16 protein-coding genes and 1 rRNA gene are annotated in these 16,805 nt (G+C 38.6%); 12 read left to right on the top strand and 5 right to left on the bottom strand.

From position 1 onward, the window contains the following. Positions 1 to 349: 349 nt before the first annotated feature. Positions 350 to 1,027 carry a GntR family transcriptional regulator gene (locus EV146_RS25150; RefSeq protein WP_132011418.1) on the bottom strand — a complete coding sequence of 226 codons (678 nt, stop codon included), beginning with the start codon at positions 1,025 to 1,027 and terminating at the stop codon, positions 350 to 352. 360 nt (positions 1,028 to 1,387) lie between these two features. On the opposite strand from EV146_RS25150, the gene allD reads away from it, so the two are divergent. The 6 genes from allD to EV146_RS25120 all read left to right on the top strand — a co-directional run bounded on the left by allD (position 1,388) and on the right by EV146_RS25120 (position 6,965). Continuing rightward, positions 1,388 to 2,401 carry an ureidoglycolate dehydrogenase gene (gene allD, locus EV146_RS25145; protein WP_132011417.1) on the top strand — a complete coding sequence of 338 codons (1,014 nt, stop codon included), beginning with the start codon at positions 1,388 to 1,390 and terminating at the stop codon, positions 2,399 to 2,401. A gap of 18 nt (positions 2,402 to 2,419) precedes the next feature. After that, positions 2,420 to 3,370, top strand: coding sequence for a sugar kinase (locus tag EV146_RS25140; protein ID WP_132011416.1), 951 nt, complete (start codon positions 2,420 to 2,422; stop codon positions 3,368 to 3,370). A gap of 20 nt (positions 3,371 to 3,390) precedes the next feature. Further along, positions 3,391 to 4,029, top strand: coding sequence for a bifunctional 4-hydroxy-2-oxoglutarate aldolase/2-dehydro-3-deoxy-phosphogluconate aldolase (locus EV146_RS25135; protein ID WP_132011415.1), 639 nt, complete (start codon positions 3,391 to 3,393; stop codon positions 4,027 to 4,029). A gap of 61 nt (positions 4,030 to 4,090) precedes the next feature. Beyond that, complete coding sequence (locus EV146_RS25130; protein WP_199232720.1) at positions 4,091 to 5,122, top strand: TRAP transporter substrate-binding protein; 1,032 nt, start codon at positions 4,091 to 4,093, stop codon at positions 5,120 to 5,122. Positions 5,123 to 5,169: 47 nt separating this feature from the next. Further along, positions 5,170 to 5,691: a TRAP transporter small permease gene (locus tag EV146_RS25125; protein ID WP_132011414.1), complete on the top strand. Its 522-nt coding sequence runs from the start codon at positions 5,170 to 5,172 to the stop codon at positions 5,689 to 5,691. Beyond that, positions 5,688 to 6,965 (top strand): TRAP transporter large permease, encoded by a 1,278-nt coding sequence (locus EV146_RS25120; RefSeq protein ID WP_199232719.1) that lies wholly within the window; start codon positions 5,688 to 5,690, stop codon positions 6,963 to 6,965. Before EV146_RS25125 ends, EV146_RS25120 begins: the two co-directional genes overlap by 4 nt. A 283-nt stretch (positions 6,966 to 7,248) precedes the next feature. On the opposite strand, the gene EV146_RS25115 is transcribed toward EV146_RS25120, so the two are convergent. Both EV146_RS25115 and EV146_RS25110 read right to left on the bottom strand, forming a co-directional pair. Continuing rightward, complete coding sequence (locus EV146_RS25115) at positions 7,249 to 7,521, bottom strand: hypothetical protein (RefSeq protein WP_132011413.1); 273 nt, start codon at positions 7,519 to 7,521, stop codon at positions 7,249 to 7,251. 2 nt (positions 7,522 to 7,523) lie between these two features. Then, positions 7,524 to 7,793: a hypothetical protein gene (locus EV146_RS25110; protein ID WP_132011412.1), complete on the bottom strand. Its 270-nt coding sequence runs from the start codon at positions 7,791 to 7,793 to the stop codon at positions 7,524 to 7,526. 217 nt (positions 7,794 to 8,010) lie between these two features. On the opposite strand from EV146_RS25110, the gene mobQ reads away from it, so the two are divergent. The 4 genes from mobQ to EV146_RS25095 all read left to right on the top strand — a co-directional run bounded on the left by mobQ (position 8,011) and on the right by EV146_RS25095 (position 13,389). Continuing rightward, positions 8,011 to 10,023: a MobQ family relaxase gene (mobQ, locus tag EV146_RS25105; RefSeq protein ID WP_132011411.1), complete on the top strand. Its 2,013-nt coding sequence runs from the start codon at positions 8,011 to 8,013 to the stop codon at positions 10,021 to 10,023. A gap of 134 nt (positions 10,024 to 10,157) precedes the next feature. Continuing rightward, positions 10,158 to 11,477, top strand: coding sequence for an ArdC-like ssDNA-binding domain-containing protein (locus EV146_RS25100; protein WP_132011410.1), 1,320 nt, complete (start codon positions 10,158 to 10,160; stop codon positions 11,475 to 11,477). Continuing rightward, the gene (locus EV146_RS27345; RefSeq protein ID WP_158287220.1) at positions 11,478 to 11,648 is read left to right on the top strand and encodes a hypothetical protein; all 171 of its coding nucleotides are present in this window, start codon (positions 11,478 to 11,480) and stop codon (positions 11,646 to 11,648) included. A 382-nt stretch (positions 11,649 to 12,030) separates the two neighbouring features. After that, the gene (locus EV146_RS25095; RefSeq protein WP_241994055.1) at positions 12,031 to 13,389 is read left to right on the top strand and encodes a fused MFS/spermidine synthase; all 1,359 of its coding nucleotides are present in this window, start codon (positions 12,031 to 12,033) and stop codon (positions 13,387 to 13,389) included. A gap of 530 nt (positions 13,390 to 13,919) precedes the next feature. Here EV146_RS25095 and EV146_RS25090 read toward each other — a convergent pair. Then, the gene (locus tag EV146_RS25090; RefSeq protein WP_132011408.1) at positions 13,920 to 14,105 is read right to left on the bottom strand and encodes a hypothetical protein; all 186 of its coding nucleotides are present in this window, start codon (positions 14,103 to 14,105) and stop codon (positions 13,920 to 13,922) included. 631 nt (positions 14,106 to 14,736) lie between these two features. After that, positions 14,737 to 15,063, bottom strand: a complete 327-nt coding sequence (locus tag EV146_RS25085) for a hypothetical protein (RefSeq protein ID WP_132011407.1) — start codon at positions 15,061 to 15,063, stop codon at positions 14,737 to 14,739. Between the two features lie 725 nt (positions 15,064 to 15,788). On the opposite strand from EV146_RS25085, the gene EV146_RS25080 reads away from it, so the two are divergent. Next, on the top strand, positions 15,789 to 16,316 hold the full coding sequence (locus EV146_RS25080; protein WP_132011406.1) for a hypothetical protein: 528 nt from the start codon (positions 15,789 to 15,791) through the stop codon (positions 16,314 to 16,316). A 405-nt stretch (positions 16,317 to 16,721) separates the two neighbouring features. Then, positions 16,722 to 16,805 (top strand): 16S ribosomal RNA (locus EV146_RS25075); the annotation flags it as partial.

Below are 16,805 nucleotides of genomic sequence, written 5' to 3'. Positions count from 1 at the left end.
CATTAGCCTTGTATATACACAAGTAATGTAGCCCGAATCGAAAATATTCAGAGTCAGATGGTGAATTATGCTAAATTTCAATCCAATTGCAATGAATGGTGTTTAGTGAAAAATAGAAAAGAAAAAGAGTGGTACATTGGGGAATTGGGTTCAGCAAGAGGGAGGGAGAATAAAGAGACACACCGTCAATGATATGCTCCCCATTGGTTAGACAGGTTAAAAAATCTGTTTGCTGGACCGGGGGCAATTCAAATTTAAGCGGTGTGTTTTTCTTTTATTCCTAGCTAATAGTAAATATTCATGATGATCATTTGCTGTAAATACTTTAACAAGAGCTGACAAGAATGAATTATTCAATTGGCCCGTATAGCTCTTCATTCCAGTTCAATTTCGTATCAATTTTTAAGCTATCCTGATGTTGTTGCAATGCTTCAACGAGTCCAGCTAAATTACGATTCTTTAAAGCCTCTAACATATTATGATGGTCCTTATGCCTTTTTACACTTTTTTCAAACACTTCATTGAACCCAATTCGAGCAAGTGAAATTAACGGGTTTATAGATTGGTAAATATTTTGGACCTTTTGGTTACCAGTCCATTTTACTATCAGCTGATGAAATTCCACGTCAAGCTGGCTGTATTCTTCGTACGAAAAAGTATCTTCTTTTAGCAAGGAATCCATTTTTTGAATAATTTGTTCCCAAATATTGATTTGTTCATCGGTAATATGATCTATGATTTGGCTCGCGGCCCAGATTTCCACCATAAACCTAGCTTCAAGAGCCTCCATACAATCTTTGAAACGAAGCTGACTAATATAGGTCCCTCTTCTTGGGACAATTTCAATTAACCCTTCATGCACTAACTGATTGACTGCCTCTTTAACAGGTGATCGGCTTACTCCAAATTTGGTGGCTAATTCATTAATATCTAATTTATCTCCAGGTGCAAAAATTCCTCTAATGATATCTGAACGAAGAACTTTGTAAACTTGCGTCCCAAGAGCAGAGGTTTCGATTATGCTCATTCGACGATACTCCTTCTCAAAAATAGTTAAAATGTTACATGTTACATAAAAAATTTATTTAAGATCATTTAAATTATAGTGGAAGCGGCTAAAACTAGTCAATTTCCTTAGGGGAAGAAAACAATGGATATTTGGTTGAAAAAATTTCGTATTGACTCAATATTGAAAGAAAGATACTATTGAAATGTGAAATGTTACATTTCACTGGTGTTTACCTTATTTACTTATTCTTGTGGTACCACATGGTCAAAGTGACGTCCGATTCATTTTTTTTGCAACAAAAGTAAGCGTTTTAGTTAGTGTGACTAAAATCATGAAATTTTTTAATTTACTACTGAGATCAAAAGAGAGGTATTAAAAATGACTAGCACAATTATCAATCATGAAAAATTAAAAGATTTAGTTGTTAATAAACTTGTTGAAGGTGGATTAATAGAAGATCATGCAAATACGGTCGCAGATGTTTTAGTTCATGCTGACTTAAGAGGGGTAAGTTCACATGGCGTATTGCGGACAGAACATTATGTGAGACGCTTGGCAGAAGGTGGATTAAATCCCAATCCCCAATTTAAGGTCAAGAGTACAGGTCCTTCCTCCGCTATATTCGATGGAGATGATGGTATAGGTCATGTCGTTGCAAAAAAGGCAATGGATCATGCAATTGAACTGGCTAACAAAAATGGAATTGGTACCGTTGCCGTTGTCAATAGTAGTCATTGCGGTGCTTTATCTTATTTTGTAAAGCAAGCGGCTGAGGCAGGATTCATTGGGATGGCGGTCACTCATACTGATAAGGTTGTCGTTCCATTTGGTGGGGCGGAACCATTTTTTGGAACAAATCCGATCGCATTCGGTTTTCCGGCGAACAAGCATAAGCCTGTAATATTAGATATGGCAACTAGTAACGTAGCCTTTGGTAAAGTGCTTCATGCAAGAGAAGCGGGCACCTCTATACCATCTGACTGGGGTGTTGATAAAGAAGGAACGCCAACCTCTAACCCCCATGAAGTAAACGCTTTATTACCGTTCGCAGGTCCAAAGGGTTATGGAATGGCGATGGTTGTTGATATCTTATCCGGTCTATTAACGGGCTCTGCCTTTGGTCCCCATATTGTGACAATGTATGGAGATTATAATAAAAAGCGTAAGCTCGGTCATTTCTTGTTTGTTATTAACCCTTCCGTATTTACAGATCATCAGGCATTCTTAGAAAATATGGATCGAATGATAGAAGAAATTCACCAAACAAAGCCAGCACAAGGCTTCGATCAAGTGATGGTTCCAGGTGAGCCGGAGCAACTTCGAGAGGATGACCGACTCGTTAATGGTGTCCCTGTAACTCAAACAGTATATGATTACTTAAGTAAAAACTAGGAATGGTGTGATATAGAAATGGATGTTGTAACAATAGGGGAAACGATGGTCCTTTTTACTCCAAATTCAAGGGGATATATGCGACATGCCCATCAGTTTTCGATGAAATTCGGAGGTGCTGAAACAAACGTCGCGGTCGGATTGTCTAGATTAGGGCATCAAGCCGGCTGGATCAGCAAGGTAGGGAATGATGAATTTGGGAAAGCGATGGTAGCCTTTGTTAAAGGAGAGAACGTTGACGTCAGTCAGGTGAAAGTGGATCAAAAACATCCAACAGGAGTTTATTTTAAGGAACTGAGAAGAGCGGGTGATGTAAGGGTTTATTATTATCGAAAAGACTCCGCTGCCAGTCGATTAACACCAGAAGATTTAAATGAGGAGTATATTGCTCAAGCAAAGTTCTTTCATATTACAGGAATCACCCCAGCTCTTAGCGATTCCTGTGCAAATACCATACTGGCGGCCATAAAAATCGCAAAAAAACATGGGGTTCGAGTTGTTTTCGATCCTAACTTAAGAAGAAAGCTTTGGAGTGAGGAAAAAGCAAGAAGTGTCCTATTACATTTAGCCTCATTGGCAGATATTGTACTACCAGGAATCGAAGAAGGAAAGTTTATGTTCGATGAAACGGATCCTAAAAAAATAGCGGATTGCTTTTTAAAGAATGGTTCTGCGAATGTGGTGGTCAAGTTAGGTGCGGACGGAGCAGCCTATTTTACAAAGGACACAGCTGGAGTTATATCAGGATATCCTGTGGAACAAGTCGTTGATCCTGTAGGGGCGGGTGATGGATTTGCGGCTGGACTGCTTTCTGGTCTATTGAATGGTCTAAGCTTTCCTGAAGCCGTCAAGCGAGGAAATGCTGTTGGAGCCTTGGTAACGATGGTCGACGGAGATGTGGAAGGTTTGCCGGAAGAAGATGAAATTGAAGCACTTATGAACAGTAAGAATGAGGATGTGCAACGTTAAAGTAAAGGAAGGTATGTTAGATGAGTTTATTAGAAAAGATTCAGGAAAATGGGATTGTTGCAGTGATTAGAGGAGCAAAGCCTGAAAATATCGTTCCGATTGCGAAGGCGTTAAAAGCTGGCGGTGTAAAGACACTTGAAATCACAGTTGAAACCCCTAAAGTGCTTGAATTAATTGAAAGAGTGTCCAGTGAGTTAGGCGATGAGGTAATTGTGGGTGCAGGTACGGTCCTAGACCCTGAGACAGCACGTGCTGCAATTATGGCTGGAGCCAAGTTTATCTTCTCCCCGACTGTAAATGTCGAAACCATTAAAATAACGAAGCGGTATGGCGTCATTAGTATTCCTGGTGCTTTAACACCGACGGAAATATTAACCGCTTACGAAAATGGGGCTGATATCATAAAGGTTTTCCCTGCAAATGTATTTGGGCCAAGCTATTTAAAGGATATACACGGTCCGATGCCCCAAATTCCTTTAATGCCAACAGGAGGGCTTGATGTTCATAACGTAGGAGAATACATTAAAGCGGGGGCGGTTGCAGCAGGAATAGGAAGTTCTCTCGTAAATACGAAGAAGAACATCGACATAGGGTATTTTATTCAATTAGAAGAAAAAGCCGCACAATTTGTGGAGGCGGTCCGTAAAGCAAGAGATTGAGGATAGGTAGGCAGGGTACGAGGTGTTCCTGCCATACCGTTACGGAATAGGAGGGCTTTTGATGAAAATGAAAGCGTTTATAATCGGGGTAATCACGATATTATTCCTCAGTATTACAACTGGTTGCAACGTATTAGAAACTGCAGGAAAAGAAAATTCTGATGGAGTAACGACGATCAAAATAGCAAACTATTTCTCGGAAACTCACCCGCAAAATATAGCTCTAAAAGAGAAATTCAAACCTTATATTGAAGAGAAAACAAACGGGAAATTTGAAGTAGAAATCTATCCAGCCAATGAACTTGGGGATGAAGCTCAGTTCACAAGTGGTGCACGAATCGGCTCCATCCAAATGGCGATAACAGGAATGGGATTGCAAACGGCTAATCCTAAGATAGGTGCAGTGGAATGGCCCTATTTATTTGATAACTATGAACAGGCAAACCGAATCTTGAATGGGAAAGTGGGAGAAGAAATTGCAAAATCCTTTCGGGAACTTGGGGTGGAGCCCATCGCATGGACTGCAAATGGATTCCGTGTCGTTTCATCGAATCGTGCAATAGAAAACAAGGAGGAGTTTAAAGGGCTACGACTTAGAATGCCTAATATTCCAATCTTTATCAATACAGGTAATGCAATGGGTGTGAATGTTCAACCACTGGCACTATCTGAGGTATTCACTGCACTTGAACAGGGTGTTATTGATGGGCAAGAAAATCCCTATGCAACCTTGAAAGAGTCGGGATTGTATGAAGTGCAAAGCCATGTAGTGGAGACGAATCATATGTTTAGTCCAAACGTGTATCTGATGAATAAAGAATTCTTTGATGAGTTAGATCAAGAGACGAAGGATATCATTCTGGAAGCGGCACAGGAATCTGCACAATATGAATGGGAATTACTCCAAAAAACAGAAGAAAGGGTAAAAAAGGAATTACAGGAAGACGGCCTTGAAATCATTGTACCTGATGGGGAATTCATGAAAGACCTGAGGGAATCAATGGATCCTGTTTATCAGGAATTATATAAGGAATACAACTGGGCCGAAGAATTCATACAATTAATTGAAAGTGAAAAGAAGAAGGGAAATTAATCGATAGCTTTATAGATTTATAAATGTATTTTGAGAGGTGAAATCAGATGGATAAATTGTTGAAAACTCTCAACAGCCTTCTAAACGGTATCATTGTAGTCGTTCTTGTTTCGATGGTATCACTTGTATTTTTAAATGTTGTTTTACGGTATGTCTTTAGCTCAGGTATTACATGGTCTGAGGAGCTAGCTCGTTATTTATTTGTATGGCTCGTTTTTTTAGGTGCAGTTGTTGCTACGAAAGAGAAAGGACATCTTGGGGTAGACCTTTTAATTGGAGCGGTTCCTAAAAAATTTCAAAAAATCCTCTATTTATTGGCAAGTTCTTTGACTGTTTTTGTGTTAATTCTTTTTTTAGATGGTCTCCTAAAAATGATGGAACTGAATAAAATGGTAACCGGACCTGCCACCGGGATTCCTGAGAGTGTTTTTTATTTAGCTGGTGTTGTTTCCTCCATTCTTATGATTGTCATCACCGCAGTTCAAACAATACGGTTTGTTTTTTTCAATCAAGATCCGCCTGCTTGGGCAAAAGCAAAAATAGAGGGTGAAGGAGGGAGAACAGAATGATGATATTAGTATTTCTTTTTTCCTTGTTTCTGTTTCTACTTATAGGTGCCCCTGTAGCCATTTCCATGCTTAGCAGTGCGATCGTTATGCTTGCTGTATTGGGCTTGTTCGATACAGGAATTTTGGGTGACTATTTAGTCAAAGGAGCAAATAATTTTTCTTTAATGGCCATTCCATTCTTTATCCTTACAGGTGAAATAATGAATGCAGGTGGCGTATCAAGAAGAATTGTTGACTTTGCAAGTGCTTTCGTAGGACATATAAGAGGTGGCCTGGGCTACGTTGTCATCATGTCTGGGGTGATTTTCGCAGGATTATCAGGGTCAGCGGTTGCAGACACTGCAGCTTTAGGTGCTATTCTAATTCCGATGATGATTGCAAAGGGGTACAACAAAAATTCGTCTACTGGACTAGTTGCTGCAACAGGGATTATTGGAACGATTATTCCCCCTAGTATCCCGATGATTTTATTTGGAGTTGTTGGAGGCGTTTCAATTACTCAGTTATTCATGGCTGGAATTGTCCCTGGAATTTTAATTGCCTTAGGTCTTGTAATCGTATGGTTTTTTGTTTCTAAGAAAGACAATAGTCAAACAATGCCAAAAGCAAATGGCAAACAAAAGTGGAATGCTTTTAAAGGCGCATTCTGGGCTCTTTTATTGCCAGCTATTATTATTTTTGGGCTTCGGGGTGGAATCTTTACCCCCACTGAAGCTGGGGTCGTTGCGGCAATTTATGCATTAATCATTAGCTTCGGCTACAGAGAAATAAAGTGGAAACAGCTATCCGAGGTATTTGTTAATACAGCAAAAACAACAGGGATCGTTATGTTCGTCGCATCTACGGCAGTGGTATCAGGTTATGCGATCACAGTTGCGCAAATTCCACGTGAATTGGTTGAGTTTTTAAGTGGATTGACGACCAATCCAACCATCTTATTATTAATTATTATGTTCTTCTTACTAATAGTAGGATGTGTAATGGATTTAACACCTGCTATTCTTATCTTTACACCGGTCCTGCTTCCAGTAGTGACAGCTGTAGGAATAGACCCTGTTTACTTTGGTTTATTGATGGTCATTAATTTATCAATCGGACTCATTACTCCTCCAGTCGGGACTGTGCTATACATTGGTTGTGGAATAAGTAAAATTAGTATCATTGATATTTCAAAAGGTATTTTGCCATTTCTATTAGTTCAAATGGGAATCTTACTTCTGCTCGTTTTGTTCCCAGAAATTGTGACCATTCCACTAAGTTGGTTTACAGAATAAGTCCTGTTATATTTGAAAAAGGGGCAAAACCATTGTTAAGGTTTTGGCCCTTTTTTACCCTAGAGTAAGAGGGATAGGTATAGTTTAACCCAAGTACCTTATATAGAATGATTTTTTCAAAGACTGTATCAGTATATGACAAAAGGGAGCCTTATACCATAAAAATATGCTCCGGCAGACAATGCAGATCGTTCATGGAGCAAATCACCATTCCTTGAAAAACCTTCATTAATCCATAAATATTTACCAAGGAAGGGTGATTCCATTTGATAACAATTTGCCTTCAAAGGGGATCCTCTTCTTTTAGTTGTTCTATCTTTCTAATGACATAATCGGCATTTCTTTTCTTAAATTCGGAAAGAACCTTAAGCAGGAGTTCTGTGTCTTCGATAGTAGCTTTTTCTAAATCTAAGTATTTCTCCAATAAAGCTCCCTTTTGAATCAGTCCCCTGGTCCTTACTCTTCTCTCTTCACTCACTATCTTATGTTCCAGAGATTTCTTTTTTTGTTCCAATACCTTTATTTTATCTTCAATCTTTTGAATTTCCTCGGACATCTTTATTCTCCAATTGGATTAATGAAATCTGCCTTATTTCTTTCCATGTTCTCTGTTGTAGAGGACGATACTTCCTTCAATGAGATCACTTGATCCTTAAACGTCTCAATTAGGGCCTTAGCTTCCTCCACATCCTCGATCTCCCACGATTCCATTAAATGCTTCCCGATTTCCTTTTGAGAATTCGTCAGGATCCTCTTTTGCTTTTCCCTCAATCTTCTGATTTGCTCTTCAATGTCTACGATCTGATCCTTTGTATTTTTCTTCGGCATTTTCTACCACCTCTCCATGATAGTTAACTAAATTATATCATTTGCCTGAATATTTGGAAAGTGATACAATAATCCCGAAGGCAACCAGGCGAGGGCGCACTTATATACCACTCCGTGGATAAGCGCGTTGGTCCCTTCTTCGAAGGAACCAAACCCGTGAAGCGTCTGGAAAATTCGCTCCGCTCATGTTGTGAAAAGAAGGTGAGGAACTCTAGCCATGGCGATTTACCACTTCTCAAACCAGATCATCTCGAGGAAAAAACAACAGAATACCATCGCGGCCGCTGCCTACCGGTCCGGGGAGAAACTCCTGGATGAACGGACCAACGAGGTCAAATATTACAAAAGGGAAGTGGAACCCATCACCCGTATCCTCGCTCCCAGCCATGCACCGGACTGGGTCTATGACCGGCAGCGATTATGGAATGAAGTCGAAAGGAAAGAGAAGCAGTGGAACGCCCAGCTGGCACGTGAGATCAACGTGGCCCTGCCAAAGGAGCTTTCCAACGAAGAGCAGGAACAATTGGCAATCGAGTTTTGCAATGAGGTTTTCGTTTCTGATGGAATGGTGGCCGATCTCGCCATCCATCGTGACAATGAGGATAATCCCCACTTTCATGTAATGTTGACCATCAGGCCATTTAACGAAGACGGTACGTGGGGGAACAAGCAAAAGAAAACAAAAGAAATGGTGAATGAGAAACTTCAGGTTAAGGCCCTGCATACCACCGATTGGAACACAAAAGAGAAGCTTCTTCACTGGCGGGAACAATGGGCTGTTTTTGCGAACCATTACCTTGAGAAAAATGGGTTTGCCGTAAGGATCACTCACTTATCAAATAAGGACCAGGGAATCGAAACACTGCCAACCATTCATGAAGGTTTTGTCGCAAGACAAATGCAAAAAGAAGGAAAACAGTCGGAGCGAATCCAAATCAACCAGGAGCGCAAAGAGTACAACCAGGTCGTCATTGATATTCAAGAAGCCAAAAGAGAAAAAGAGATTCATAGACGAAATGAAAAGTTCACACGCCGTTTCACTCCTGCGGAGAAAAAACAGCTTAGGGAAGCTGCCAAGACGTTAAGGTTATTCGTCAATCTGGAAAACATCATCAAACGAAGAAATCAACTTCAGAAATGGCAGGACCGTCTTGAGTTCAGTTCCGATTCGATTGATAAATATAAGAAACTTAATAGGATTGAAAAAGAAACAGAAATCCTCAATGCTGCGGAAGTCATTTTAGAAAATGAAGCGGACAGATTTCTGAAAAAATATTATCCAGACATCAAGAGGGAAGAGCTTTCAGGTAATCAGAAGATTGAAATCGTGGACGTAACAGTTTCTAATAATAAATTGTTAAGCCTATCCGAGATTGAAAATATCACAAAGGAAATTGAGAAAAACCAAATCGAGAGGGAACTCGCCGGTTTATTAAATAACCGTGCTCATTTTGTTTTATCCCTTCAGAATGAAATCAGAAATGCGGAACTTGAATTTGAACAGTTAAGAGTGACGAATAGAATCAACTTTGCAGACGAATCAACAATCAAAAATGTGCCAGAGGAAGTTTTAAATAAGATAAGATTGGTCCTGAATCTTAAAAGTCAAATGGAAAAGTCCCTAGAGTTGATGGATCGCCTTTATGATTACCAGCTTGAGGAAATGTACCCCAATTGGGACGGTCGTGATTATTTGACAATCGAACAAAAAGAATTCTTTGTCATGGCCCAAGAGTATTATGGGAGGACTATAATTCCACAGGATATTGCAAATCCTCCAAGGAAGTATTCCAAGGAAGACCAGCAAAGAATCATTTTCTATTTGGATCAAATGAATAGCCAAAATGAGAGTGAGAAACAAATCCAATACAGAGAAACTCTGCTCAGTGAATATCCTGATTTCCAACTCCATAACAAATCATTCCTGAATATGTTTTATCTTGAATGCAGAAGGTTGGCGGATGAAATCGGAACTGAGAGTTTGGATCAGCTTAACAACATCCTTATGGGCCGATTCGTCAGGGAAGGGGAAGGAGCACCACCCCACCCGTCTGATACGTTCACGTCACATCACAGCGATTCTCAAAATTTCATTCCGACCTATGGCTCCGACTTCTTTTCCATCCTTGAAAGTGCGATTCGTGAAGCGGACAGAAAATGGAGGGAAGATGAATTTGAGCAGCAGAAACGTAAGAACAAAAAGAAAAAACGAAAAGGCCTTGATCGTTAGTCAGACTTACAACTAATCATTCCATATTTTCATTTGTAAGTGTCTTTGTTGTTAGGTTTCCTTTGGAAAATTCATGGCACCTAGATCTATCCAGTACTTAACTAAAAGTAGATGTGATAAAGGAGTGTTCACGAATGAAAAGAAGGTATCAACCATTAACAGAAAATGAGCGGCAGCAAAAGACCGAAGAATATTTTGAGGAGATCGTGAAAGGGGTCAGAGGGATATTAACGGATGAAAAATATAAGGATTACCTAAATTTTTCTTCTAAGCTTCCCCGTTATAGTTTCAATAATCTAATGATGATTTACATGCAAAATCCTCAGGCCACCTATGTGGCCGGAATGAAGACCTGGAATAGCTTAGGGAGGAAAGTGATAAAGGGGGAGAAATCGCTCAAAATCCTTGCGCCGATCCAGAAGAAATTCAAAGAGGAAAAAGAAAATAATGCCGGCAAAAAAGAAGTGGAAGAGGTAACAAGGATTGTGGGTTTCAAGGCTGTTCCTGTTTTTGATGTACAACAGACCGAGGGGGCGCCCCTTCCTTTGAATCCCGTAGTTCCTGATAAGGTGGAGCCTAGTGATTTTGCAAAAAAGATTTATGAGCATTTAAAAGAAAAAATGAACGAAGAACTCCCTGTCATGGAAAAAACATTAGAAAGAAAAGGATTATATGGTTTCTATTCTCCTTCGGAGCACTCCATAACGATCAATCAGGACCATGACATTACCAATAAACTTACAACCCTTATACATGAATATGCGCACTCGATTTTCCATTCTCCTGATGGTAAATACAAGGATTCCGGTAAAGATGTAAAAGAGACCCAGGCAGAGAGTTTCGCTTATCTCACCTGTAAGTATTTTGGATTGGATTCCAGTCGGTTTACCTTCCCTTATCTGGCATCTTATGCGAGCAATAGTGATCAATTATTGTTAAAGCATCAGGATGAAATACAGAAGGAGACAAACCGTTTGATTACTAAAATTGAAAATTTGATATTGGAGAAAGAAATCGTTTTTGATGTCCCGGTAAGAGAACTCGCAGATCAACAGGAAAAGGATTTAGTTTCCCTTTATCGGTTTGGGAAGAGCTATTTTGTCACTAAAAACATTGATGAATCTCTCATGAACAATATGGAAGCAATCCGATCACAACAAAATTGCATTCTTATCGAAACAGAAGATAAAGCAGAAGCGATTTCTGTCTTCAATCAAAACCGAATATATTATCCAGCAAATGCAGTAGAAAAGTTGGATGAACAGAAAGGATTCATCCATTTATATCAGATTAGGAATGAAGATCTCTTCTTCATTGGGAAATCTGATTTGACCGGGATTAAAAGATTGTCAGAGATTATAATGGAAAAGTCGATTGCCCATGAACAGTTCCAACAGGTTACCGAGCATGTCCAATCACCTTCAAAAACTACGAAAGAAATGGAGTTGGGGTAAATGAAAAGAACCTTCGAGCTATTCGAAATCGAGGCTAGCATGCTCCCGATATTCTTTACCGAAGAGTGGAAGGAATATGTTGATCTTGGTGAGGTGCCAATAAATGTTGAGATAGTAGCTTATGGGTATGATAACCTTTCAGGAAAGTATCTTCCTCTTTACTCGGCCTGAATGTGGTTAAAGGCGTGAGCTATACTTGAAATTGCATTGTAACATGTTATTTAAGATGTAATATACGATAGCGTTCTTTCTTGATTCTGAAATAGCGTATCTTATAACAAATGTATTAGATTAAGAAGAATGGTAAATACAAATGTGAATAAATAATGAAGGAGCTGCTGTTTTCGTGGCAGCTTTTCTATTTGATGCCTCTTTTTTGCCTAAAACGTTAATAAATTTTAAAATAAATTTATCAGTAATTTGTTGAGCCCATGATCTGTCCCATATCGAGTATGTACTGATACAGAAAAAATGAAATACAAATATACAAAAAACGGGGTTGCTAATGCAAAAGAGGGTTTATTTAAATTTGTTCATTGTCAGTTTTGTCCTCATGGGATTAGAGATGACCGCGACCAGACTCATAGCACCATCGTTTGGAAACACTGTTTACACTTGGGGGATTGTGATTTCCGTTTTCCTTATTGGATCATCTATAGGGTATATGATTGGCGGTTTTTTGGCTGACCGTTCAAGTGGTAGTCAATGGATGTTTTGGTTGTACCTATTGGGGATGCTCCTCATTGGTATGATCCCAGTCATAAAAAATAGTGTGTTTCCTTTTCTTGAAGTCTTGACTAGCGTTTTGGGGACAACCGTCGGTGTACTGATCTTATATTTCATACCAAACATTCTTTTCAGTATCATTGCAACGATGTTGATGAAGGATGGACTTGAGGAAGTTGTTACTGGAAAGGTGATTGGAAACCTCCACACATCTTCTGCATTAGGCAGTGTATTAGGAACTTTGGTAACTACTTTCTTACTCATTCCTTTCACTGACATCCATACTGTGATCGCTACTCTCGTGGGAATGCTCTTTGTTGCTTTCCTCATATACTTTTATTTACATAAGAAGATAAAAATTTTGTTATTATTTCTTCCGACCATTTCTGTCCTCCTTCCTTTTGTACCGGACAATCTTTCTTCCTTTGGGCTTTTATATGAAGAAACAAGCCTTTATCATGATATACAGGTTTATGAAACAGATGAATTTGAAGGTGTACCCGGAGAATATAGGTATTTGACTTTTGGTAACGACGATACTATTCAAGGAATAATGAACATGGAAGCGCCGGAAACCCTTTTGTTGGAATACACGCAACATATCTGGGAAGTGGTAGACAGTTTTGCTGCAAACAGTGATCGTATATTTATGGTCGGTCATGGGATTGGATCCCTTACAAGCAAATTTGAAAGTGAGATAGAAGAAGTCAGGGTTGCGGAACTAGATAAGGGTGTCCTGGAGGCCAGCAAGAAATATTTCCTCTATAAAGGTAACAGTGTGGAAATTGGTGATGGACGTAAGATATTACAGGAACAATCCAAACTATTTGATGTAATTGTCTTAGATGCCTATCATGACACAAGGCAAATCCCATTCCATTTGATTACTCAAGAGTTCTTTACCCTCACCAAAGAAAAATTACAGGATGACGGACTCCTGGTCATTAACGCGATTGGTAGACCTAAAGACGATCTACTTATTGAGAGTATGTACACCACCATAAAAAGCGTATATCAAGAGATGTATATACTGGCGGAACGAGATGAAGATGAGTTACAGAACTTGATATTCATTGGGGCCAATGATCCTTTGGATATGAAAAAGATAGAGGGATTAAACGATGTTGAGGTAAAAGAAGGGGAATTAATCTTAGACGGGAACACGAAACTAATGAACCTCAATTGATACCTTGTATAATGGTGACAATTTGCCCACTCCAGTTATTTGAACAGAGTAAGGCTAGCTATGAACATTATTATGGCTCACTTTAAGTGAAGAGCATTCCCAATTTCCTGTTCAAGCTGTTTAAACTGAGGGAAGCGTGTCCCCTTGTTTTCCTCATATGTATGTAAATCATCTGTTTTTTGAGACCGTCTATAACAAGCATAATTGGGGAAATAAAGGGGAACTTAAATGAAAAATACGTTTTTCTATAAACACTAATGATGGGATCCATCCCTTGTGTAAATGGTTTAATACTCTTTATAGAAGGGGATTACTCAACGAGTAATCCCCTCTTTCTCATTTAAAGTAGTTCTTGGGTACATGGCATTTCAGCTGCAATATAATAAAATTGACAGTCTGAGTACTGTGTTTATGGGAGGACACAACAAAGTCTTTCTAAATTATTTTACTGTACTTCTTTGTTTCATAAATCTGGTGAGAATAGGATTAAAGAAAAGCACCCATAGAGAGTGCTTTCCAAAATAGTTTATTTACTTACTGAACAAACTTCTTACCCCTTTATAAATTAAGACGAGTGAAAAGACTAGAATAGTTAGTATGCCAAGGACATCAGTAACTGGGGAGACGCTTTCAAGGAATGAATCAGCTAAAGGAACTTTAATGAGTGCAAAACCAGAAAAAATTGTAGCAAGGAATAAGAAAATCCGATTATCCATTGGTTCTTCCTCCTTCCCTTCTGTCTGATACATTATATTTCTTTAGTGTTACAATTATGTCATTATTGTAAAGCAAAAAAGCTTTATAAGGTTTGTGATTCTTTCGGCATACATGACTAGAAAAAAGGAGTGGGGAAGGATCTTACGCGAACATCACGATGAACCAAAGGTTCATTCAAATCAGGGATTTAAAAGTCCTTTCTTTTTATGCCTCTACCCTGCAATAAAAAAAAGCCATTTCCCCTAAGTCTATTGGAGGGGGGAAATGGCTTTACCCTAATCTGTCTTCTAGAACCAATTAGGAAAAGTTTTGCTTTGCTCAGCGCTATGTCTATTATGACCGATTTCAGGAATTTTTCAATACGTCTCCTACAGTTCCGTTGCACCACTCGTTATATGAGTGTCCTAACGAATCTGCTGAAAATAAAAGTCTTCTCACTAATTAGGGAAGGTCAAGGGAAGAGGACATTTAATATTTTTTGTTTTTTGAATATATCCATACATAAGGAAAGATGTGCATTATGATAAGGACTTTCTTCGGATTTAAGAACCCTAAAATGATCGAAAAAGGAGCGGTGCTCCCAGGGCACCGCTTCCATTAAGGCCTATCCGGAGGGGATACACCTATATATTAAAAATACCCGGTGCTGATTAATACAAACTTTTCATTAATTGGTCCTCCAAAATACGCAATAAACATTATGATCATTATAAAAGCAAAGGCTGCAAGAGGGATTCCATTGCCAATCAACCCGAACAAAGCTAGCTTTCTTGGTTCCCCTTTTAATAGTCCCAAAATACCAATTATTGTTCCGAAGAAGGCGGTTGGAACTGCCATATCTCCAAATCGTTCATGTATTTCCATTAAGGGATCCCAAGGAATTAGTAGACCAAAATTTAACAATGAAACAGGAATTAATATTATAGAAAATATCGAATTCACTGGTTTGTCTCTCATAGTTATCCGCCTTACCATTGATTGACAGACACTTGTTTGAAGGTAGTGTTAATGTAAGAGGAATTAATAAATTTGAGTTACGGATAGTAAGAAACAGACCAATTACTTATATAAACGGTTGATATCGATTTACCAGATTTCTGATTTGAAATATGGGAAGGCAAGGATTAAACAAAAGGGAACAAGGCTGGTGGTTTTGTCTCCTGGCGTATTGAAGCTTGCCCTGTTCCTTATAACAGTATATCCGATCAAATGTAAAAAAATTACAAATTGGTATACGGTAATTGAAATAAAGGGGACAATTCGCCATAGGAGAAATTTGGGACAGCCATGAATGTAATGTATATCGTATAGCAAGTACCGATTTTTTTTATTTTTGTCTTAATCAAACGTTCGATTAATGTTACCTCATAAAATTAAGGTTTAACTGCCTTTGCTACAAAGTAAATACCGATAATCATCTTTTTATTATGACAAAACACCAGAGTGAAATCGGATTCACCCGTTTGTAATGTTGAATTTGAGCCTGGCAGAAACGGAAATATTCATAAAGTTCGGCAGATGAAGGATCTTAACCAGACCAAATATTAATACTCCAAATATTATTAATAAAATAAGAGTAAGGGAACATAAGTTCGTGTATAATAAAAATAATTCAGTTATACAACCCTACGGCTAAACAAATTCGATCATCCAACATTTAAGGTCAATGGGAGGAGTTACTATTGAAAACCTGTCCTTATTGTGGAAGCCTCGTGGAGCTTATTTGCAGCCAATTTCAATGTAATTATTGCGAATTGACCCTTTATCCTGAGGATGTACAAGAAGATGGAGATAGAAAAGACTTCCTACCGGTATCACAGCCATCTTATACGGAACTTCGAAAAAGTACTTCTGAACTAATGGAGTTAACAACGATAGAACTCCTTTATCTTTTGAAATTCGCACGGGCGGAACGAAGGGGGATATATGCTAATAGAAAGGTCTTTATTCAAGCCCTCAAGGAAGGGGTGGAAGAATGCGTGGAAGGGATAAGATACACTTTTAATGAATATGAGTACTGGACTCGTAAGTGCTTTGTTCTGGAAAATTTAATACGGGAAAGAATGGGCTACATCCCCGAAAAAATCTCTGATTCCTATTTAGATGAAATAATCACCAAAATGAAGGAATCGCAACAAAAAGTCATGATGATATCAGCAGGGAAGTCCATCGTCGCAGGTCAAAAACTTACAGATTATAAAAGGACTTAAAATTTAGCCTTGATCATGTAAAAGGGTCAGTCTCACGAATATATGCATAAAATTAGACTGGCATTCGGATTCATTATTAAGGAAAAGGTTTAAATAATTAAAGAAGACTGGACTTAGATTACCTTTTTCTCTAGACAATTTAGTTAAAAAAATGTTGACGGGATGTTTTGATTGTTATAATATATAAAAGTTGCTTCAAGGATGAATAAATCAATAACTTATTTGAAAAAATAAATGGTTGACTCCTTCTAGACAACATGTTAAGATGTTAAACGTCGCTTCTGAAGTGGCCAATAAATTGCTCTTTGAAAACTAAACAAACAAGCGTCAACAAACAATAAAAACTTAGTGATTTCAAATCACTAGCCAACGTTTTTTCTTTTTTATGAGCTTAACTCATACTCTTTATTGGAGAGTTTGATCCTGGCTCAGGACGAACGCTGGCGGCGTGCCTAATACATGCAAGTCGAGCGAATCGGAGGGAGCTTG

Origin of the sequence: Mesobacillus foraminis (assembly GCF_004340465.1) — a bacterium.
GTDB classification, from domain to species: domain Bacteria; phylum Bacillota; class Bacilli; order Bacillales; family Cytobacillaceae; genus Mesobacillus_B; species Mesobacillus_B foraminis.
The sequence above is the reverse complement of the archived record's forward strand: the minus strand, read 5'-3'. Positions and strand labels throughout refer to the sequence as shown.

What these genes read in the sequence shown, in the direction of transcription:
- EV146_RS25150 (WP_132011418.1), bottom strand. Translation starts at nt 1,027, where the DNA reads ATGAGCATAATCGAAACCTCTGCTCTTGGGACGCAAGTTTACAAAGTT.
- allD (WP_132011417.1), top strand. Translation starts at nt 1,388, where the DNA reads ATGACTAGCACAATTATCAATCATGAAAAATTAAAAGATTTAGTTGTT.
- EV146_RS25140 (WP_132011416.1), top strand. Translation starts at nt 2,420, where the DNA reads ATGGATGTTGTAACAATAGGGGAAACGATGGTCCTTTTTACTCCAAAT.
- EV146_RS25135 (WP_132011415.1), top strand. Translation starts at nt 3,391, where the DNA reads ATGAGTTTATTAGAAAAGATTCAGGAAAATGGGATTGTTGCAGTGATT.
- EV146_RS25130 (WP_199232720.1), top strand. Translation starts at nt 4,091, where the DNA reads ATGAAAATGAAAGCGTTTATAATCGGGGTAATCACGATATTATTCCTC.
- EV146_RS25125 (WP_132011414.1), top strand. Translation starts at nt 5,170, where the DNA reads ATGGATAAATTGTTGAAAACTCTCAACAGCCTTCTAAACGGTATCATT.
- EV146_RS25120 (WP_199232719.1), top strand. Translation starts at nt 5,688, where the DNA reads ATGATGATATTAGTATTTCTTTTTTCCTTGTTTCTGTTTCTACTTATA.
- EV146_RS25115 (WP_132011413.1), bottom strand. Translation starts at nt 7,521, where the DNA reads ATGTCCGAGGAAATTCAAAAGATTGAAGATAAAATAAAGGTATTGGAA.
- EV146_RS25110 (WP_132011412.1), bottom strand. Translation starts at nt 7,793, where the DNA reads ATGCCGAAGAAAAATACAAAGGATCAGATCGTAGACATTGAAGAGCAA.
- mobQ (WP_132011411.1), top strand. Translation starts at nt 8,011, where the DNA reads ATGGCGATTTACCACTTCTCAAACCAGATCATCTCGAGGAAAAAACAA.
- EV146_RS25100 (WP_132011410.1), top strand. Translation starts at nt 10,158, where the DNA reads ATGAAAAGAAGGTATCAACCATTAACAGAAAATGAGCGGCAGCAAAAG.
- EV146_RS27345 (WP_158287220.1), top strand. Translation starts at nt 11,478, where the DNA reads ATGAAAAGAACCTTCGAGCTATTCGAAATCGAGGCTAGCATGCTCCCG.
- EV146_RS25095 (WP_241994055.1), top strand. Translation starts at nt 12,031, where the DNA reads ATGGGATTAGAGATGACCGCGACCAGACTCATAGCACCATCGTTTGGA.
- EV146_RS25090 (WP_132011408.1), bottom strand. Translation starts at nt 14,105, where the DNA reads ATGGATAATCGGATTTTCTTATTCCTTGCTACAATTTTTTCTGGTTTT.
- EV146_RS25085 (WP_132011407.1), bottom strand. Translation starts at nt 15,063, where the DNA reads ATGAGAGACAAACCAGTGAATTCGATATTTTCTATAATATTAATTCCT.